We start from the raw sequence: 20049 nt of genomic DNA, 5'->3' as shown, positions 1-20049 counted from the left end.
ACGGGTGAAAATAATTATTAACAATGATGGGGTGAGTTATGTCCGAAGTTGAACATCACGGCGGTATAAGCCGTCGAACTCTGGTTAAATCTACTGCCATAGGATCCCTTGCGCTTGCCGCCGGTGGGATCGCATTACCTTTTGGTCTGAAAAGCGCCGCCGCCGCTGTGCAGTCCGCTATTCAGCCCGCAGAAGACAAAGTTGTCTGGGGCGCCTGCTCGGTAAACTGCGGTAGCCGCTGCGCGCTACGTCTGCACGTTCGCGATGACGAAGTCTACTGGGTTGAAACGGATAATACCGGCGAGGATATTTACGGCAACCATCAGGTTCGCGCCTGCCTGCGAGGCCGTTCAATTCGCCGTCGCATTAATCACCCAGACCGTCTGAACTATCCGATGAAACGCGTGGGCAAACGCGGAGAAGGCAAGTTTGAGCGTATCACCTGGGAAGAAGCGCTGGACACCATCGCCGCGAGCCTGAAAAGCGTGGTCGAAAAATACGGCAACAAAGCGGTCTACATTAACTACTCCTCCGGAATTGTAGGCGGCAACATCACCCGCTCCTCCCCTTATGCCTCGCTGGTCGCGCGCCTGATGAACTGCTACGGCGGCTTCCTCAGCCACTACGGCACCTACAGCACCGCGCAGATCGCCTGCGCAATGCCCTACACCTACGGCAGCAACGACGGCAACAGCACATCGGATATCGAAAACACCAAACTGGTCGTGATGTTCGGCAATAATCCGGCGGAAACGCGCATGAGCGGCGGCGGGATCACTTACTACCTTGAGCAGGCGCGCGAACGGTCAAACGCGCGGATGATCGTTATCGATCCGCGTTATACCGACACTGCCGCAGGGCGTGAAGACGAGTGGGTCCCGATTCGTCCGGGCACCGATGCCGCGCTGGTGGCAGGTATTGCGTGGGTGCTGATTAATGAAAATCTGGTCGATCAACCTTTCCTCGATAAATACTGCGTGGGTTATGACGAAAAAACCCTGCCGGAAGGCGCACCGGCTAATGGTCATTACAAAGCCTATATTCTCGGCCAGGGTGATGACAAAACCGCGAAAACCCCTGAGTGGGCGTCTCGCATAACGGGCATCCCTGCCGATCGCATCATTAAGCTGGCCCGTGAAATCGGTTCGGCGAAACCGGCCTACATTTGCCAGGGCTGGGGCCCACAGCGTCAGGCTAACGGGGAGCAAACGTCCCGCGCCATCGCCATGCTGCCGATCCTGACCGGCAACGTCGGCATTAACGGCGGCAACAGCGGCGCGCGCGAATTGACCTACACCATCACCATCGAACGCATGCCGCTGCCGGAAAATCCGGTGAAAACGCAAATCTCCTGCTTCAGCTGGACGGATGCCATTGCCCGTGGACCGGAGATGACCGCCCTGCGCGACGGCGTACGCGGCAAAGATAAGCTCGATGTGCCGATCAAGTTCATCTGGAACTACGCGGGTAATACCATCATCAACCAGCACTCCGATATCAACAAAACTCACGACATTTTGCAGGATGAGAGCAAGTGCGAAACGATCGTCGTCATCGACAACTTTATGACCTCGTCCGCGAAGTATGCCGATATTGTTCTGCCGGACCTGATGACCGTCGAGCAGGAAGATATCATCCCCAACGATTACGCCGGCAACATGGGATACCTGATTTTTCTCCAGCCGGTTACCGCCCCGAAGTTCGAGCGCAAGCCCATCTACTGGATCATGAGTGAAGTGGCGAAACGCCTCGGACCGGATATCCATCAGAAATTCACTGAAGGCCGTACGCAGGAGCAGTGGCTGCGCTACCTGTACGCCAAAATGGTCGCCAAAGATCCGCTGCTGCCGTCCTACGACGCGCTGAAAAAAATGGGTATTTATAAGCGCAAAGATCCTAACGGACATTTCGTGGCCTATAAAAAATTCCGTGACGATCCGGATGCCAATCCGCTGAAAACCCCGTCGGGCAAAATCGAGATCTACTCCAGCAAGCTGGCGGATATTGCGGCAACCTGGGAACTGCAAAAAGACGAGACCATCACCCCGCTGCCGGTCTATACCTCAACCTTTGAAGGCTGGGACGCGCCCGAGCGCAGCAAGTTCCCGCTGCAACTGTTCGGTTTCCACTTTAAAGCCCGTACCCACTCCAGCTACGGCAACGTGGATGTGCTCCAGGCCGCCTGTCGCCAGGAGGTGTGGCTTAACCCTGTGGATGCGGAGCAACGTGGAATCAAAAACGGGGATATGGTGCGCGTCTTCAACGACCGCGGCGAAGTGCGTATTGCCGCGAAAGTCACCCCGCGCATCATGCCCGGCGTAAGCGCGATGGGCCAGGGCGCCTGGCATGACGCCAACATGAATGGCGATCGTGTCGATCACGGCTCCTGCATCAATACCCTGACCACGCACCGCCCGTCACCGCTGGCGAAGGGCAACCCGCAGCACACGAACCTGGTGCAGATCGAGAAGGCATAAGGATTAACCGATGACTACCCAGTATGGATTTTTTATTGATTCCAGCCGCTGCACCGGGTGTAAAACCTGCGAGCTGGCCTGCAAGGATTACAAAGACCTGACCCCGGACGTCAGCTTCCGGCGTATTTATGAATATGCGGGCGGCGACTGGCAGGAGGACAACGGCGTCTGGCATCAGAATGTCTTCGCCTATTACCTGTCGATTGCCTGCAACCACTGCGAAGATCCGGCCTGCACCAAGGTCTGCCCGAGCGGGGCAATGCACAAGCGCGACGACGGATTTGTGGTGGTGGACGAGGATGTCTGCATCGGCTGTCGCTACTGCCACATGGCCTGCCCGTACGGCGCGCCGCAGTACAATGCCGCCAAAGGCCACATGACCAAGTGCGACGGCTGCCACAGCCGCGTGGCGGACGACAAAAAGCCCATCTGCGTCGAGTCCTGCCCGCTGCGCGCGCTGGACTTTGGCCCGATTGAAGAGCTGCGCAAAAAACACGGTCAGCTTGCTGCCGTCGCGCCGCTGCCGTCTGCGCACTTCACGAAGCCGAGTATTGTGATTAAACCTAACGCCAACAGCCGTCCGACGGGTGACACCACCGGCTACCTGGCAAACCCGAAGGAGGTGTGAGATGGGAAGTGGATGGCATGAATGGCCGCTGGTGATCTTCACCGTTTTCGGGCAGTGCGTGGCCGGCGCGTTAATCGTGATGGGCTTCGTCTGGCTTAAGGAAAATGATGACAAGGCCAGCATGCGCATCGTGCGCAGCCTGTTTTTTCTCTGGCTGGTAATGGGTATTGGGTTTATGGCCTCGGTACTGCATCTTGGCTCCCCGCTGCGTGCCTTCAACTCGCTTAACCGCGTGGGCGCGTCAGCGCTGAGTAATGAGATCGCGGCGGGTTCGATCTTCTTTGCCGTGGGCGGTTTCTGGTGGCTGGTGTCGGTTATCGGTAAAATGCCCCCAGCTTTGGGCAAAATCTGGCTGGTTGTCAGCCAGATCCTGGGCATCGTTTTTGTCTGGGCGATGACCCGGGTCTATCAGATTGAGACTGTCCCGACCTGGTATACGGGTTACACCACGCTGAGCTTCTTCCTGACGATGATTCTGGCTGGTCCTCTGCTGGCCGCGCTGCTGCTGCGCGTTGCAAACGTGACATTCAAAGGTACTCTTGCTGCGTCAGTCAGCGTACTGGCACTTATCGTCTGCGTGGCGGTCGTCGTGTTGCAAAGCAATACGCTGGGGACAATACAGAGTTCCATCCAGCAGGCTAACGCCCTGCTTCCGGATTATGGTTCGCTTCAGGTATGGCGCATCGCGTTGCTGGCAGCGGGTTTAGGCTGCTGGATCTGCCCGCTGATTCGTCGTCAGGAGCCAAAAACGCTCGGCCTGTTTGCAGGTGTCGTGTTGGTGGCGCTGGGTGAACTTATTGGCCGTGGGCTATTTTATGGTCTGCATATGACCGTAGGGTTAGCAATTGCAGGTTAACACAGGTGCGCGGGGCTACCCGCGCGCAAGTAAGGAAAGTTGTAATGAATGACGTCTCACACCGCGAATCGTTCGCGTTCAGCGCCCGGGTACTGGGCGCGCTGTTTTATTTCGCTCCAGACAGCGAGCAGACCGCGCCGCTGGTGAGTGCCCTGACCGCAGGTGACTGGGTTCAGGACTGGCCGCTGGTGGAGGAAAATCTGCTGCCTGTCGCCAGTATGTTTAAGACCCCGTCGGATGAAGCGTTGAAAGACGCCTGGCAGCGTCTGTTTATTGGCCCGTATGCCCTGCCCGCCCCCACGTGGGGCTCGGTCTGGCTTGATCGTGAGTCCGTGCTGTTTGGCGATTCGACCCTCGCGTTGCGTCAGTGGATGCGTGAAAACCATATCGCCTTTGAGATGCAGCAGAATGAGCCCGAAGATCATTTCGGAACGTTGCTGATGCTGGCGGCATGGCTTGCCGAGAACGGTCGCGAAACAGAACGCGACCAGCTTCTTGCCTGGCATCTGCTGCCATGGAGCACGCGTTTCCTTAGCGTATTCGTTGAAAACGCGGCCCATCCGTTCTACACCGCGCTGGGTAAACTTGCCCAGCTGACGCTGGCGGAATGGCAGTCCACTTTGCTGATCCCGATTGTCGAAAAAACGCTGTACCGATAACAGCACCTGGCTTGTCCACCCGTTGTGCAGGCCAGGCTCGCACATTTTTGCTGCAACACAACGTCACAACTGCTATACTGTATATAATTACAGTATACGGGGGTGCACAATGGCTGTTGAAACAAAATTTGTTGTCGTAAGAAAAGGTGAAGAAAAAATGACATTTGCCAGTAAGAAAGAGGCTGACGCTCACGACAAGCTGCTCGATATGGCAGAAGCGTTTACCGACTGGCTGTTGCAAAGCGGAATGCAGATGGATGAAACGCAGGCGGAGAACCTTGGTCTTTATCTCGCCGAGCAGAAAGAGTCCGTGCAGCATATCCTGCGTACCAGCAAGCTTCCCGAGCTCAATGCTGAAACGGATAAAACAGCATCAGATGCGGACAGCAGCAAAAAAATCCGGGCCGTCAAAGCCGCCTGATCGTCAGAACGTCTCATCACCTGTCCTGCCGCCGCGGGCCGGAAACGGCTCGCGGCTTTATTAAGGTCGGCTGAACCTTATATTCATCAACCGTAACCCTGAAAATACGTCCTGTTATCTTGATTTGTCCGCCTCAACGTTTACGCTGATATTCAGCCTTTTTGCTTCCATGGTTATCATTGTTTTGGCCAGGTCCTTATCGCCCCCGTGCACTTTATCTATCAGATCCTGTACAAGGGTCATCATCAGGAAGTTTTTATTTGCAGGATAGAAATCTGTCGTAGTGATCCCGTTATCCTTCAGGCGCTGATGCGCCACCGTCTCTGTATCTGCGATTATTTCAGCTACTTTCTCATGCATGATCTCGATCTGCTCGAAAACAATGCGGTTAATCATTTCAATCTGTTCTGGCGTAAAATTCGGTTCCATTATTTCCCCTCGTCAGGCGTATGTTAAAAACACGTGAATCACACGTTGAGCGCCTCTGAATGGTGCGGTAAATTATCACACAACTCTTGTAACTCGTTGATCAGCCTGGCCACATGGAAACCGTCACAGACAGAATGATGGACCTGAACGGCGAAAGGCAACAAGACCTTTCCATCCTGGTTATAGTATTTTCCAAACGTGAACATGGGCGCAAAAAAATTCCGCATGTTAGCGACGTTGACGTTAAAACTGCTAAAACTGACCCACGGAATATCCGATATGAAGAATATATTCTCCCGGGACTCTTCTTTAGGCCAGTAAGCAAGGATATTGCCATAGCGGGCAACATCTTCTGCATAAACGCGCTGAAAATGGTGAATATTTCCATCGTAATGACTCCATAACGATGAAAATGTCTCCGTTTCTTTATGGAAAAGGGTATAGCTTGGATGAACCTCATTCCATATTACAAGCTCATCATCCTTCATGGCCATACGGAATTCCGGATGCCGGTTTACGACGTCAGAAATAAGGGAAATAATCGCAGGATAAAATTTCCAGCCAACCTCTTTGATATGCTTTAGCAGCACGGTAATGTCCAGCTGAACCGTTTGGTTAAATGTAGATTGAGCAAAGCCCTGAAATACTTCAAAGTGTTCCTTTCTTGCCCAACGTGATAAGTCAACTACCGTATATTCTGGCATTATTTTTGTCATTTCAGAGCCTTAGTTGAGCTGCGCTATATAAAATAGTAGCGTATCACAAACGTAGGGGCTGTATAGACCGTAGCGAAGAGGCACCCTAAATTTTCAGCGTATCAATCACCGCTCTCAGCGCCGGGGATACGTTGCGGTGTGGATAATAGAGGTACAGTCCGTCCATCCGCAGGCTGTAGCGCTGTAAGACGCGTATAAGCGTGCCACGCTCCAGATCGTCAGCCACCAGCTCAACCGGGACATAGGCCAGCCCGAGTCCCAGCCGGGCCGCTTCGGCCTCCATGTAGCTGTCGGAAAAGGCCCATTGTCCCTCCGGGCGGTGAGTAACATGCTTCCCGTCCTGAACAAGCTCCCATTGATAGTGGTTACCGTCGGCAAACTGGTAGGCAATGCAGGGATGAGCATCCAGATCGGCGGGCGTCTGCGGGAAACCATAGCGCCGAAAATGCGCCGGAGCGGCAACCACAGCCATCTCCATATCGGGCGTGATGCGCACGGCAATCATTCCTTGTCCCACCTCCGGCCCAAGCCGGACGCCCGCGTCGAATCGCTCGGCAATGATATCCACGAACCGGCTCTCATTCATCAATTCCAGACGGATATCCGGGTAACGCTGTTTGAAGATAGCGAGCTTTGGCAGCAGGCATTTTTCGATGGCGTGCTGGCTGGCATTAATGCGCACCGTGCCGGATGGCGTCTGGCGGTAATGCGCCAGTCTGGTCAGCCCGGTATCGAGCGCATCAAAGGCTGAACCAGCGGTCTGGTAAAGTTGCTCCCCGGCGTGGGTCAGCGACAGTTTGCGCGTTGTACGCACCAGAAGCCGAACGCCCAGCCGCTCTTCCAGCTCGCGAACCGATCGACTGATCCCGGATTGTGCCAGCCCGAGCCGTTGCGCGGCTGCCGTGAAGCTTCCCTCCCGCACCACCTGGATAAACAGATACAGCTCATTGTAGTTTTCCCGCTTCGCCATCATGCCTCATCAATTCATAACAATATGATATTAATCCTAGCAGCCTTTGGCCTCTAATCAGCACTATTTCTGCTAACTATAATGACCGCATTACAACACACGGTACCTCTTATGCAAACATTCACCCAAAAACTGTCCGTTGCGCTGCTGCTATGCGCATCATTAAGTGGAGTGACAACAATGAGTTATGCAGAAACACGAAATCCTGCCGCCCCCGTTTCGATGGTGACAACCTGGGATAAGACCTTCGCCGAGAGCAATAAAGTCGACCACCGCAAGGTGACGTTCGAGAACCGATACGGGATCACCCTGGTCGGCGATCTGTACATTCCCAGGAACAGCGGCGACCAGAAGCTGGCGGCGATTGCCGTCAGTGGACCGTTCGGTGCGGTAAAAGAACAATCCAGTGGTCTTTACGCCCAGACTCTGGCTGAACAGGGGTTCGTGACCCTGGCCTTCGACCCATCCTACACGGGTGAAAGCGGCGGCCAGCCGCGTAACGTTGCCTCCCCTGACATCAACACCGAAGACTTTAGCGCCGCAGTGGATTTCCTCGGATTACAGAAAGAAGTCGACCGTAACCGTATCGGCATTCTCGGGATCTGCGGCTGGGGTGGTATGGCGCTGAACGCGGCATCCATGGATACCCGCGTGAAGGCGGTCGCCACCAGCGTAATGTACGATATGAGCCGCGCGATGGGTCACGGCGTGGGCGACGGGAAAGATCGTTATTCAGCGGCCGATCGCCGGGCCGTGTTGCAGTATCTGAACGCGCAACGCTGGAAAGATGCTGAAAGCGGCACCTTCGCCCATGGCGGCCACGATATTTATGTCGATGAAAACGGTAAGGTAACGGCGGCCGGGCGTATTCTGCCGGAAGCATTGCCCGCCGATCCGCATCCGGTACTGAAAGAGTTCTATGATTACTACCGTATGCCGCGCGGCTTCCATGCCCGTTCCGTAAACTCCACCGGCGCATGGACCGCGACCATGCCGTTGTCCTTTATGAATATGCCGCTGCTGAGCTATGCCGGGGAGATCACCATCCCAACGCTGATTGTGACCGGTGAAAACGCGCACTCACGTTATTTTGCGGAAGATGCGTTTAAAGCTGTCGGCAGCAAACAGAAAGAACTGGTGATTGTTCCCGGTGCGAATCACGTTGATCTCTACGATAACGTCGCAGGGAAAATCCCGTTCGCGCAGTTCGGGCAGTTTTTCAAAACCAGTCTGGATTAATTCTCTTAGCCCCCGGCAATCAGGGGGCTTATCTTCTCTTCGCCGTGAATTACACCTATGTCCACACTGAATCAAACCTCATCCCGTGATGCTGAGCGTGCACACTGGGGCGGTATTTTTGCCATGACCCTGTGCGTTTTTGTCCTCATTGCCTCGGAATTTATGCCCGTCAGTCTGCTCACGCCCCTCGCCAGAGATTTAGGGGTGACAGAGGGGACGGCTGGCCAGGGGATCGCCCTCTCTGGTGCGCTGGCTGTCCTGACCAGCCTTTTTCTTTCCCGGCTTGCCGGGAATATGAATCGCAAACATCTTCTTTCAGGCATGACCGTCCTGATGGCGCTGTCAGGGATCATTATCGCCTTCGCCCCAAACGCTTTGATGTATATGGCAGGCCGGGCGCTGATCGGCATCGCCATCGGCGGTTTCTGGTCGATGTCTGCTGCCACCGCCATTCGGCTGGTGCCTCAGCATCAGGTCTCTCGTGCGCTGGCGATTTTTAACGGCGGCAACGCGCTGGCGACGGTGGTCGCCGCCCCGCTGGGCAGTTATCTCGGCTCGACCATTGGCTGGCGCGGCGCGTTTCTATGCCTGGTCCCCGTGGCGATTGTGGCGTTCATCTGGCAATATTTTAGCCTGCCCAACATGGGCAGGAACCAGCGGCCGTCGCCACGTAAAAGCGTATTTCGCCTGCTCCACCAGCCTGCGGTTTCGGTGGGTCTGATGGCGTGCGGCCTGTTCTTCATGGGACAGTTTGCGTTATTTACCTATGTGCGCCCCGTCCTCGAAACCGTCACCCACGTCAGTCCTTCCGGCTTATCGCTGATCCTGCTCACTATCGGTATCGCAGGTTTCATCGGCACGCTGATCGTCGCGCTGGTCCTGAATGCCGCGTTTTACCTCACCTTAATGGCCATACCGCTGCTTATGGCGCTGATTGCAGGGGTATTAATGCTCACCGGGGACAGCCTGTGGATCGTGGCCCTGCTGTTAGGTTTCTGGGGAATGCTGGCAACTGCGGCCCCCACCGGCTGGTGGACGTGGATAGCCCGTACGTTACCGGAAGATGCCGAGGCTGGCGGCGGGCTAATGGTCGCGGTGATCCAACTCTCCATTGCGCTTGGCTCAACGGCGGGTGGCGTGGTGTTTGATACCTTTGGCTGGCAGAGCACATTCGCTTTAAGCAGCATATTACTCCTGAGTGCAGGGGGGCTGACTTTTACGACGTCGCGCCATCGGAAATAAGGCATTATATTAACAGGGTTGTTTTATTTAATTACAAAACCTCGCTCACCTCCCGTAGAAATAATAATTAAGCAATATCCTGGTCAGCCAGCGACATCGCTTTGTTAGCTTGAACATTCAGGCAAAGCTCAAACCGGAGGTATTCTTTGCTGATTAAATTAAAGAAAGAACGAACGCATCAGGAGGATCGTCGTCTTGCCCTCTGGCTGGCGACCTCCGCGGGACTGCTGAATGCCATTGCGCTGGGCGCGTTCGGTTTTTTTCCCTCGCATATGACGGGCAATACCTCGCAGCTATCCAGCGAAGTTTCCTCCACCGATCTCAGCGATATTCTTTTCTTTGGTGCCATTATTCTTTCGTTTGTCTCAGGTGCCATCGCTGCGCGGATTATTGTTATCTGGGGGATTATCCATAACGTCAGGCTGGTATTCAGCCAGGTTCTGTTTGTTGAAGGGCTATTACTGGCCGGGGTATCCCTGTACGAAATGTATTTTCACTCCTTCGCCACGAATCAGGAGATTATTATTTTCCTGTGCGGGTTGATGGGAATTCATAATTCTACCTCTACTCAACTATCCGGCGGTCGGGTGAGATCCACGCACATCACCGGCACGCTGACCGATGCGGGCATTTCGCTGGCCTCCGTTATGGTCGCCATGCTGCGCCGGGATTACTCCAAAGATACGGCCGCGCAAAAGAGTCAGCTCAAAACCCATTTAACTACCCTTTTCTCCTTTATCAGCGGCGGGATCGCGGGGCTGATCCTGTTCAGAGAGTTTGGATTCCACGCGATGCTGGCGCTGGGCCTGTTGCTGGTAATCGTCGCAGCCTTCTCTATCGTCCGCATTTCGTGGCGCGTACGCAAGGTGCGCGCCGCGCTCAGTCGACAGGTATAATCAGCACGCCTTATGTGACGTTGTCACATAAGGCGTGCTTCTTTAAGACTATTCTGCCTGCCCACTGACAGCCCTTATGCCATAAGGCTTCACTCAGGTTGTCACTAATTTCATAGGGTTACTGATTTACCCCCTTCGCTGGAACCCTTCCGTTTCGCTTGCTATAGGTGAAGTACCCCTGCCGAAACATGGCATAACAACAGGCAACCGGTGGTTGCTATAACGCATGCGCACAGGGAGACACACCGCAATGCACCCATTACTTAAACGTTCGCTGCTTTTTGTCGGCGCGATTATCGTGGTTCTCGCTCTCCTCACCTGGGGAATAGGACTGGAAACGATTAAGGCGCGCCAGGTTGACCTGATTTACCTCGGGCAACAGCACCTGATTCTGGTCTTTTCATCAATGTTCTTTGCCCTGCTGGTGGGCATTCCAAGCGGTATTCTGCTGAGCCGTCCGGCCGCGCGTGGTATCGCCGAATATGTGATGCAAATCTTTAACGTGGGCAACACCCTGCCGCCGCTGGCCGTTCTGGCGTTGGCGATGGTGGTGATTGGCATCGGTGATAAACCGGCCATTATCGCCCTCTTTCTGGCCTCTCTGCTGCCGATTGTGCGTAACACCTATGCCGGGCTGTGCTCTGTTCCCGCGTCGTTGCTGGAAGCGGCAAACGGTATCGGCATGACCAAATGGCAGCGCCTGCGTCAGGTTGAGATCCCTAACGCGTGGCCGGTGATGCTTTCTGGTATTCGCATTGCCACTGCGATTAACGTCGGTACCGCACCGCTGGCATTCCTGATTGGCGCCAGCAGCTACGGCGAGCTGATTTTCCCTGGGATCTATCTGAATGATTTTCCGACGCTGATCCTGGGCGCGGCGGCCACCGCCCTGTTCGCCCTGATTCTGGATACGCTGCTGGCGGCACTGGGCCGATTACTGAGCCCGCATCTCGCGCGATAATTATAACAAGGAGCTTCTATGAGACTGTTTTCCGGGCTGACGGCGCTATGCGCCGCCGCGCTCTTCACCAGCCAGGCGCTCGCCGCGCCGCTGATCCTGGCAACCAAGAGCTTTACCGAGCAGCACATTCTCTCGGCCATGACCGTGCAGTATCTGCAAAAGAAAGGGTTTCAGGTACAACCTCAGACCAATATTGCAACGGTGATTTCCCGTAACGCGATGATCAACAAGCAGATTGATATGACCTGGGAGTATACCGGCACCTCGTTGATCATCTTCAACCACATCAACAAACGCATGTCGCCGCAGGAATCGTACGAGACGGTGAAACGCCTCGATGCGAAGCACGGTCTGGTGTGGCTTAAACCTGCCGATATGAACAATACCTATGCCTTTGCCATGCAGCGCAAGCGCGCCGAGGCTGAACATATCAATACCATGTCTGAGATGGTGGCAAAGATTGAGCAGATCCGTAAAACCGATCCGGATAACAACTGGCTGCTGGGCCTTGACCTGGAATTTGCCGGGCGCAGCGACGGGATGAAACCGTTGCAGGCGGCCTACAACATGGAGCTGGACCGCCCGCAGATCCGCCAGATGGATCCGGGCCTGGTCTATAACGCGGTGCGCGACGGGTTTGTCGATGCGGGGCTGATTTACACCACCGACGGGCGCGTAAAGGGCTTCGATCTTAAAGTGCTGGAAGACGATAAAGGCTTCTTCCCGAGTTACGCCGTGACGCCAGTTGTTCGGAAAGACACGCTGGAGGCTAATCCGGGGCTTGAGGAGGCGCTGAACACCCTCTCAGCCCAGCTCAATAACGACGTTATCACCGAACTGAATAAGAAGGTGGATATCGACCATCAGTCACCGCAGCAGGTCGCCCGTGATTTCCTGCGTAGCAAACAGTTGCTGTAGGAGGCGCTATGGAGACGATTCACTATATTCTCGACAACTGGGACTATCTCTTAACCCTGACGCTGCAACACCTGTGGCTGGTGGCGCTCGCCGTGGGCCTGGCGATTATTATTGGCGTGCCGCTGGGCATTTTAATTGTCCGCCATAAATGGCTGGCAACGCCGGTGCTGGGGATTGCCACCATTGTGCTCACCATCCCGTCAATTGCGCTTTTCGGCCTGATGATCCCGCTCTTTTCGCTGATCGGTCAGGGCATTGGCGCCCTGCCCGCGATTACGGCGGTGTTCCTCTATTCGCTGCTGCCGATTGTGCGTAACACCCACACGGCACTCGACAGCCTGCCGCCGGGCCTGCGTGAAGCGGGACGCGGCATCGGCATGACCTTCTGGCAGCGTCTGCGCTGGGTGGAAATCCCGATGGCGTTGCCGGTGATTTTTGGCGGCATCCGCACCGCCGTGGTGATGAACATCGGCGTCATGGCGATTGCCGCCGTGATCGGCGCGGGCGGGCTGGGCCTGCTGCTGCTTAACGGTATTGGCGGGAGTGATATTCGTATGTTGATTGCGGGCGCGCTGATGATTTGTCTTTTAGCGATTGTGCTCGACTGGTTGCTGCACCGTTTGCAGGTGGTACTGACTCCGAAGGGGATTCGATAATGATAAAACTGGAAAACCTCACCAAACAATTTTCACAGAAACACGGCCAGACGTTTAAGGCCGTCGACAACGTCAACCTGAACGTGCCTGAAGGGGAAATGTGCGTGCTGCTCGGCCCGTCCGGCTGCGGGAAAACCACTACCCTGAAGATGATCAACCGTCTCATTACCCCAAGCAGCGGGACGATCCTGATTAACGGCGAAGACACCAGCGGAATGGACACCGTGACCCTGCGCCGCAACATTGGCTACGTGATCCAGCAGATTGGCCTGTTCCCGAACATGACCATCGAAGAGAACATTACCGTCGTGCCGCGCATGCTGGGCTGGGATAAAGCGCGCTGTAAATCCCGTGCCGAGGAGCTGATGGATATGGTGGCAATGGATCCGCATAAATTCCTTCATCGCTATCCGCGCGAAATGTCCGGCGGTCAGCAGCAGCGTATCGGCGTCATCCGCGCGCTGGCAGCGGATCCTCCGGTCCTGCTGATGGATGAACCGTTCGGCGCGGTCGACCCGATTAACCGTGAGGTGATCCAGAACCAGTTCCTGGAGATGCAGCGCAAGCTGAAAAAGACCGTGATGCTGGTGAGCCACGATATTGACGAAGCGCTGAAGCTGGGCGACCGTATTGCCGTCTTCCGTCAGGGTCGTATCGTGCAGTGCGCCAGCCCGGACGAGCTGTTGGCGAAACCCGCGAATGAGTTTGTCGGCTCGTTTGTTGGTCAGGACCGGACGTTGAAACGCCTGCTGCTGGTATCGGCGGGCGACGTCACCGACCAGCAGCCGACCATTACGGTACGCGAATCGACGCCGCTGCCGGAGGCCTTCGCCACCATGGATGACAACGATATTCGCGCCATTACCGTGGTTGATGAGCACGGCAAACCGCTCGGCTTTGTGAAGCGCCGCGAAGCGCGTAACGCCAGCGGCAGCTGCGGGGATATTCTGCATCCGTTCCGCATGACCGGTAAGGCCGAGGATAACCTGCGCGTGGTGCTTTCTCGCCTGTATGAGAGCAACACCAGCTGGATGCCGATTGTGGACGAGGACGGACGCTATAACGGCGAGATATCCCAGGATTATATTGCGGAGTATTTGAGTTCAGGGCGTACGCGCCGGGCATTAAATATTCATAGCGAGAGTTAAGCATTCAGGCCGGGTACTGCCCGGCCTTTTCCGCACGCATACCTTTTGCTAACCTCCCGATTTCCCGCCACAATATTGTATCGTCCCCGTTAAATCACGACTCCATGCAACGTCTTCACGCTTACCCCGACATCCGCGCGATGTTTCGCCGTCTCCTGATTGCTACCGTCACCGGCGTGCTGGCGGCGCTGGCCGTTGCGGTGTTCCGCCACAGCATGTATCTGCTGGAGTGGCTATTTCTCAGCAACGAAAGCGGAAGTCTGGTGAACGCCGCGGCCGCGTTATCGCCCTGGCGGCGGGCGCTGACGCCTGCGCTGGGTGGTCTGGCCGCGGGAGTGCTACTGTGGGGATGGCAGCGCATGACGGCACAACGTCCCCACGCCCCCACCGATTATATGGAAGCGCTTGAGACCGGTGACGGCCAGTTTGATTATGGCGCCAGCCTGGTGAAATCCCTCGCGTCGTTGCTGGTGGTCGCCAGCGGCAGCGCCATCGGCCGTGAAGGCGCCATGATCCTGCTCGCCGCCCTCGCCGCCTCCTTTTTTGCACAACGTTGTACGCCGAAATCCGAATGGAAACTGTGGATCGCCTGCGGTGCCGCCGCCGGGATGGCCAGCGCCTATCATGCGCCGCTGGCGGGCAGCCTGTTTATCGCAGAGATCCTGTTTGGCACGCTAATGCTGGCCTCCCTCGGCCCGGTGGTGATTGCCGCTGTGGTGGCCCTGCTGACCACGCGCCTGTTAAGTCCCGGCGCGAATACGCTATATGATGTCCATCTCAGCGAGATGCTTACGGCGGTGGATTATTTCCTGATCGTTGGCGTGGGTCTGCTGGCTGGCGTTTGCGGCCCGCTGCTGATGTGGCTGATGGCGGCCAGCCACAGGCTGTTTCTGCGTCTCAAACTCTCACCGCCGTGGCAGCTGGGGCTGGGTGGCCTGATCGTCGGGCTGCTGTCGCTGCTGACGCCGAAGGTATGGGGGAATGGCTATAGCGTGGTTCAGGCGTTTTTGCAGTCCCCGCCGCTGCTGTCGGTGATAGCTGGCGTCTTTATTTGCAAGCTGCTGGCGGTGCTGGCAAGCAGCGGGTCCGGCGCGCCGGGAGGCGTGTTCACGCCAACCTTGTTCGTCGGTATGGCAACGGGAATGCTGTTTGCGCAGATCTTTGCGCTGTGGTTTCCTGGCTCTGAGACGGCGATCCTGCTTGGGCTGGCGGGTATGGCGACGCTGCTCGCCGCCACAACGCATGCGCCAATCATGTCGGCCTTGATGGTCTGTGAGATGACCGGGCAGTATTTTTTACTTCCCGGTTTGCTGGTTGCCTGTGTTGTGGCGTCGGTATTGTCGAGAACGCTACGCCACGACTCGATCTACGGCCAGCATACCGCCGAAAGCCGAGAGATCGATATAGTGCGCTAATTCGCGCTGCTCGGCGCGGGGCAGATAAGGCAGTTCGCCCACCAGCGGGCCAGGCAGCTTTTTGCTCAGCACGTCGATGATTTCAGCGTAGTGCGCAAGGCCCGGGTTAATACGGTTCGCCACCCAACCAATCAGCGGCAGGCCGTCATTAGCGATAGCCTGCGCCGTCAGCAAGGCATGGTTGATGCACCCTTCCTGAATGCCCACGACCATAATCACCGGCAACTGCTCCTGCACCACCCATTCGGAAAGGGGACGTAAATCGTTCATCAGGCTGCGCCAGCCGCCGGTCCCTTCAACGACAACGTGGTCAACCTTTTCACTCAGATTTGCCAGTCCATCAGAAAGCAGGCTGTAGTTGATCAGCCCACTGTGAGCGACGCTGCTTTCCTCTTCGCTTAAGGCGATAGGATTGACGGCATCATAAGGCAGTTCCAGAGACGAGACGCTTTGCAGAACCAGGGCATCCTTATTGCGCAGCCCTTCTGGCGTCTCTTTACTGCCTTTTGCAACCGGCTTGTATCCTGCAACGCGTTTACCGCTTGCCGCCAGGGCCTGGAGTAACGCGCGGGATACGACTGTCTTCCCGACAGACGTATCCGTACCAGTAATAAAGAAACGCTTAAGCATGACTCATTCCACCTCTTGGGTATGCTTCAAAAAATATAAACCAGGTAAATAATTCAGTGGGGAAAGTCTACGGGAAGCGTGCGCTACCCGGCTTGAGATAGCGCAATTTTTCGTACATCTCTGGAAAAGAGTTAGCCCTGAAGCAAACGAATCAGTAACGAGCCGTTGTACATCGCATCTTTTACCAGCGCGGCGCCAGCCATCGTACCCTGGTTGGAAAATTGCGTACTTTCGACCACGATGTTTTTACTGTACGCGGGAAGCGCCTGCTGATTGATGCAGGCGGAAATCGCCGGAAAGAGGATATCCGCCGCCTGGCTGAGCGGGGAGCCGATCAGTATTTTTTGCGGGTTAAACAGGTTCACCATAATGGCCAGAATGCGCCCGACATTATTGCCCACGCCGGTAATGATATCCTTTGCCAACAGATCGCCCTGCCTTGCCGCAGCGCACAGTGCCTCAACGCTCAACGGCTGACCGTGCAGCGTGGAGCTCATCGACTGGCTGAGCCGCACCTGCGCCAGCTCCAGCACGCTTTCGACGCTGGCAATCGTCTCCAGACAGCCATGGTTACCGCAGTAGCAGCGTTTCCCATACGGATCGACCTGCGTATGGCCGATCTCCACCAGGCTACTGCTGCCAGCATGCAACAGACGCCCGTCGGTGATCACACCTGCGCCAACGTTATGATCAATCACCACCTGAATCACGTCGCGCGCGCCCCGGGAAGCGCCAAATAACGCCTCCGCCATCGTCCAGGCGCTGATATCATGCTGAATGTAGACCGGCACACCGGTGTGGTTTTCCAGCACGTCGCCCAGCGGCATCTCTTTGACGTTTTCATAAAACGGCATGCGGTGCACAATGCCATTTTCGGTATCAATAATTCCCGGCAGGGTGATCGCAATCGCCGTTAAACGTTCAAGACGCTGCTGGTGACGAATAAAGAACTGGTCGATGTGGGTCAGAATGGCTTCGAGAAGTGGTTGCTCTGCATCCAGCGGGAGTTCCAGCCGGTCTTCCACCACCAGCTTGCTGCTGAGGTCGCGCAGCGCGAGGAAGATTTCCCCGCGGCTAATCCGCAGCGACAGGTAGTGCCAGGCTTCCGTTTCCACTACCAGCCCTACCGCCGGACGACCACGGCTGCCCGGCTCCTGAATTTCTGTCTCCTGAACCAGATGGGCTTCCAGCATTTCGCGGACAATCTTGGTAATACTGGCGGGTGCCAGTTGTGCCAGGCGCGAAAGATCGATACGCGAAACCGGACCAAGCTGATCAATCAGGCGATAAACGGCGCCCGCGTTGGTCTGCTTGATCTGATCGATATGCCCTGGCTGACTATCAGCAACCACCTCGTACTCCCTTATTTTCGAGCTTCGAAATAAACTGAGGGCTATGGTGAAGCACTTCAATGGCTGACGTCAAATTTTTACTTAGCCATGTGATTTACTGCACATTTTCGCCCACTTTTCCCTATAAATAACGCCCGTGAGAAGCGGTAATTAATTGTTCTTTGAAACGCTGTGCCGCATGGCTCTGTTCATGATGTTTAGACCACACCAGCCACATCTCTGAGACTGCATCCTGCTCGGCTATCTTCACCCAGCGCATTTCCGCCAGTTGTACTCGTTTAAACGAGGCCGGGAGAATCGACACGCCAAGCCCTGCGGCAACGAGACCAATGATCGTCATGGCTTCCCCCACCTCCTGCGCGATAGTCGGGACAAGACCATATCGCCGCATCAGACCAAGAATATCGTCATACAACCCGGTACCTACCTGTGGGTCAAAAAAGACAAACGGCTCCTTCGCCAGTTCAGCCAGCGAGACGCTGTGCTGCGCGGCGAGCGGATGATCCCGGGGGATCATCGCCATCAGCGGTTCGCGGAGGATCACCTGCCACGCCAGGGTGTCAGGCAACTGCGTGTTACGCATCAGCCCCAGGTCGAGCGATCCTTCGTTAAGCGGCGCTATCTGCTCCCGGGTATTTATTTCGCGCGTCTGAATATGCACATCCGGAAAATTACGGCGAAACGAGGATAGCGTTTGTGAAACAGCGCTGATAAAGGGGGCCGATGAGGTAAACCCGATGCGCAGCTCCCCCGTCTCCCCAAGATAAAGCCGTTCCGCTCTGGCGGCGGCGTCCTCCACCATGCTCAGGATCTGTCGGCTATCGGCGAGAAACTGTTTTCCCGCCGCCGTCAGGCTCACGCTGCGGTTGGTTCGCGCCAGCAGACGCGCCCCGACCTGCTGCTCCAGGATCTGGATCTGCTGGCTTAGCGGTGGCTGAGAGATATTCAGCCTTGCCGCCGCACGACCAAAATGCAGCTCTTCGGCAACGGCGACAAAATAGCGTAGGTGGCGCAGCTCGATATTCATATTTATAAAGTATCATTTGAGATTATTAATATATTAGACAGAATATTTACATTTTCCTACCCTAATCTTGTGGTCATACCCGTCACCAGAAACCACGGGGATGTTTAAGCAAGGAATATGTGTGAGCCGTACAACGACCGTTGATATCGCGCCGGCCAGCGACATTGATGATTTACCCGCAGCACCGCAGCCGGTTCAGTTTATTAAACGTGGTACCCCCCAGTTTATGCGCGTCACGCTGGCGCTCTTCTCAGCGGGTCTCGCCACTTTCGCCCTGCTCTACTGCGTTCAGCCGATCCTGCCGGTCCTGTCGCATGAATTTGGCGTGTCGCCAGCCAGCAGCAGTATTTCGCTCTCCATTTCAACCGGGATGCTGGCGATCGGTCTGCTGTTCACCGGGCCACTTTCGGATGCCATCGGACGTAAGCAGGTCATGGTAACGGCGTTAATGCTGGCCTCCGTGTGTACCTTGCTGTCCACCATGATGACCAGCTGGCACGGCATTCTGGTCATGCGCGCGCTGATTGGGTTATCCCTCAGCGGCGTGGCGGCGGTCGGGATGACCTATCTCAGCGAGGAGATCCACCCGAGCTTCGTGGCCTTCTCCATGGGGCTGTACATTAGCGGGAACTCTATCGGCGGGATGAGCGGACGCCTGCTCAGCGGTGTGTTTACTGATTTCTTTAACTGGCGCATTGCACTGGCCGTTATCGGCTGCTTCGCCCTCGCTTCGGCGCTGATGTTCTGGAAAATCCTGCCGGAATCGCGCCATTTCCGCCCGACCTCCCTGCGTCCGAAAACGTTATTTATCAACTTTCGTCTGCACTGGCGCGATCAAGGGCTGCCCCGTTTGTTCCTGACCGGTTTCCTGCTGATGGGCTCGTTCGTGACGCTGTTTAATTACATCGGCTATCGTCTGATGCTTTCACCGTGGCATCTTAGTCAGGCATTGGTGGGTTTGCTCTCTGTGGCATATCTCACCGGGACATGGAGTTCGCCAAAAGCGGGCGCCATGACCGCGCGCTTCGGTCGTGGTCCGGTGATGCTGGTTTCCACCGCCGTGATGCTGTTCGGACTGCTGATGACGCTTTTCTCTTCCCTGTGGCTGATTTTTGCCGGAATGCTGCTCTTCTCTGCGGGATTCTTTGCCGCGCATTCCGTTGCCAGCAGCTGGATTGGCCCACGCGCGCGCCGCGCCAAAGGTCAGGCTTCGTCACTGTATCTGTTCAGTTACTATCTCGGTTCCAGCATAGCCGGTACGCTCGGCGGGGTGTTCTGGCATAACTACGGCTGGAACGGCGTGGGCGGATTTATCGCGCTGATGTTGTGCGCGGCACTGCTGGTGGGCGCGAGCCTGCATAAACGACTGCATTAACATTCAGCCCTCTTCGTGTTTAAATCGAGCCGAT

The 20049-nt window shown here is 55.9% G+C and carries 20 protein-coding genes; 14 read left to right on the top strand and 6 right to left on the bottom strand.

Going from position 1 to position 20049, the window contains the following annotated elements; translation table 11 throughout:
* Nucleotides 1–38: 38 nt before the first annotated feature.
* The 5 genes from ynfE (at nucleotide 39) to FZF21_RS09910 (ending at nucleotide 5041) form a co-directional block, all read left to right on the top strand.
* A complete protein-coding gene (gene ynfE, locus FZF21_RS09930; protein WP_149121383.1) occupies nucleotides 39–2477 on the top strand; it encodes a selenate/tellurate reductase subunit YnfE in 2439 nt (812 codons plus the stop codon).
* A gap of 10 nt (nucleotides 2478–2487) precedes the next feature.
* Nucleotides 2488–3105, top strand: a complete 618-nt coding sequence (locus FZF21_RS09925) for a DMSO/selenate family reductase complex B subunit (protein ID WP_149121384.1) — start codon at nucleotides 2488–2490, stop codon at nucleotides 3103–3105.
* A gap of 1 nt (nucleotide 3106) precedes the next feature.
* Nucleotides 3107–3961, top strand: coding sequence for a dimethyl sulfoxide reductase anchor subunit family protein (locus tag FZF21_RS09920; protein ID WP_047737543.1), 855 nt, complete (start codon nucleotides 3107–3109; stop codon nucleotides 3959–3961).
* Nucleotides 3962–4005: 44 nt separating this feature from the next.
* Nucleotides 4006–4620, top strand: coding sequence for a Tat proofreading chaperone DmsD (gene dmsD, locus FZF21_RS09915; protein WP_149120963.1), 615 nt, complete (start codon nucleotides 4006–4008; stop codon nucleotides 4618–4620).
* Between the two features lie 109 nt (nucleotides 4621–4729).
* Nucleotides 4730–5041, top strand: coding sequence for a YebG family protein (locus tag FZF21_RS09910; protein WP_017384548.1), 312 nt, complete (start codon nucleotides 4730–4732; stop codon nucleotides 5039–5041).
* 114 nt (nucleotides 5042–5155) lie between these two features.
* Here FZF21_RS09910 and FZF21_RS09905 read toward each other — a convergent pair whose 3' ends face one another.
* The 3 genes from FZF21_RS09905 to FZF21_RS09895 form a co-directional block, all read right to left on the bottom strand.
* Nucleotides 5156–5470, bottom strand: coding sequence for a hypothetical protein (locus FZF21_RS09905; RefSeq protein ID WP_017694081.1), 315 nt, complete (start codon nucleotides 5468–5470; stop codon nucleotides 5156–5158).
* Between the two features lie 38 nt (nucleotides 5471–5508).
* Nucleotides 5509–6186 (bottom strand): type A chloramphenicol O-acetyltransferase, encoded by a 678-nt coding sequence (gene catA, locus FZF21_RS09900; protein ID WP_015570622.1) that lies wholly within the window; start codon nucleotides 6184–6186, stop codon nucleotides 5509–5511.
* 85 nt (nucleotides 6187–6271) lie between these two features.
* Nucleotides 6272–7156: a LysR family transcriptional regulator gene (locus FZF21_RS09895; protein ID WP_017384550.1), complete on the bottom strand. Its 885-nt coding sequence runs from the start codon at nucleotides 7154–7156 to the stop codon at nucleotides 6272–6274.
* A 111-nt stretch (nucleotides 7157–7267) separates the two neighbouring features.
* Here FZF21_RS09895 and FZF21_RS09890 point away from each other — a divergent pair, with 111 nt between their 5' ends.
* From FZF21_RS09890 to clcB, 8 genes are all read left to right on the top strand, one after another.
* Nucleotides 7268–8395 (top strand): alpha/beta hydrolase, encoded by a 1128-nt coding sequence (locus FZF21_RS09890; protein ID WP_032648188.1) that lies wholly within the window; start codon nucleotides 7268–7270, stop codon nucleotides 8393–8395.
* A 57-nt stretch (nucleotides 8396–8452) separates the two neighbouring features.
* A complete protein-coding gene (locus FZF21_RS09885) occupies nucleotides 8453–9637 on the top strand; it encodes an MFS transporter (protein WP_032648186.1) in 1185 nt (394 codons plus the stop codon).
* Between the two features lie 146 nt (nucleotides 9638–9783).
* Nucleotides 9784–10533, top strand: coding sequence for a YoaK family protein (locus FZF21_RS09880; RefSeq protein ID WP_017384553.1), 750 nt, complete (start codon nucleotides 9784–9786; stop codon nucleotides 10531–10533).
* A gap of 250 nt (nucleotides 10534–10783) precedes the next feature.
* Nucleotides 10784–11494, top strand: coding sequence for an osmoprotectant ABC transporter permease OsmY (gene osmY / locus FZF21_RS09875; RefSeq protein WP_003857442.1), 711 nt, complete (start codon nucleotides 10784–10786; stop codon nucleotides 11492–11494).
* Between the two features lie 18 nt (nucleotides 11495–11512).
* Nucleotides 11513–12412 carry an osmoprotectant ABC transporter substrate-binding protein OsmX gene (gene osmX, locus FZF21_RS09870; protein ID WP_017694085.1) on the top strand — a complete coding sequence of 300 codons (900 nt, stop codon included), beginning with the start codon at nucleotides 11513–11515 and terminating at the stop codon, nucleotides 12410–12412.
* 8 nt (nucleotides 12413–12420) lie between these two features.
* Complete coding sequence (gene osmW / locus FZF21_RS09865; protein WP_006808875.1) at nucleotides 12421–13068, top strand: osmoprotectant ABC transporter permease OsmW; 648 nt, start codon at nucleotides 12421–12423, stop codon at nucleotides 13066–13068.
* Entirely contained in the window at nucleotides 13068–14216 is a 1149-nt protein-coding gene (gene osmV / locus FZF21_RS09860; RefSeq protein WP_003857446.1) for an osmoprotectant ABC transporter ATP-binding protein OsmV, read from the top strand. The genes osmW and osmV overlap by 1 nt, the downstream gene beginning before the upstream one ends.
* A 104-nt stretch (nucleotides 14217–14320) precedes the next feature.
* Nucleotides 14321–15631 carry a voltage-gated ClC-type chloride channel ClcB gene (gene clcB, locus FZF21_RS09855; RefSeq protein ID WP_047737551.1) on the top strand — a complete coding sequence of 437 codons (1311 nt, stop codon included), beginning with the start codon at nucleotides 14321–14323 and terminating at the stop codon, nucleotides 15629–15631.
* Here the strand turns inward: clcB and bioD are convergent.
* The 3 genes from bioD to FZF21_RS09840 form a co-directional block, all read right to left on the bottom strand.
* Nucleotides 15566–16261 carry a dethiobiotin synthase gene (gene bioD / locus FZF21_RS09850; RefSeq protein ID WP_015570628.1) on the bottom strand — a complete coding sequence of 232 codons (696 nt, stop codon included), beginning with the start codon at nucleotides 16259–16261 and terminating at the stop codon, nucleotides 15566–15568. The genes clcB and bioD overlap by 66 nt on opposite strands.
* A gap of 131 nt (nucleotides 16262–16392) precedes the next feature.
* Complete coding sequence (gene mlc / locus FZF21_RS09845) at nucleotides 16393–17613, bottom strand: sugar metabolism global transcriptional regulator Mlc (protein WP_047737554.1); 1221 nt, start codon at nucleotides 17611–17613, stop codon at nucleotides 16393–16395.
* A 121-nt stretch (nucleotides 17614–17734) separates the two neighbouring features.
* Nucleotides 17735–18640, bottom strand: coding sequence for a LysR family transcriptional regulator (locus FZF21_RS09840; RefSeq protein ID WP_047737556.1), 906 nt, complete (start codon nucleotides 18638–18640; stop codon nucleotides 17735–17737).
* Between the two features lie 121 nt (nucleotides 18641–18761).
* Between FZF21_RS09840 and FZF21_RS09835 the strand changes: the two genes are divergently transcribed.
* The gene (locus FZF21_RS09835) at nucleotides 18762–20015 is read left to right on the top strand and encodes an MFS transporter (protein ID WP_017384556.1); all 1254 of its coding nucleotides are present in this window, start codon (nucleotides 18762–18764) and stop codon (nucleotides 20013–20015) included.
* Nucleotides 20016–20049 lie beyond the last annotated feature (34 nt).

This window comes from Enterobacter sp. LU1 (assembly GCF_008271405.2).
GTDB lineage: Bacteria > Pseudomonadota > Gammaproteobacteria > Enterobacterales > Enterobacteriaceae > Enterobacter > Enterobacter hormaechei_C.
The sequence above is the reverse complement of the archived record's forward strand: the minus strand, read 5'-3'. Positions and strand labels throughout refer to the sequence as shown.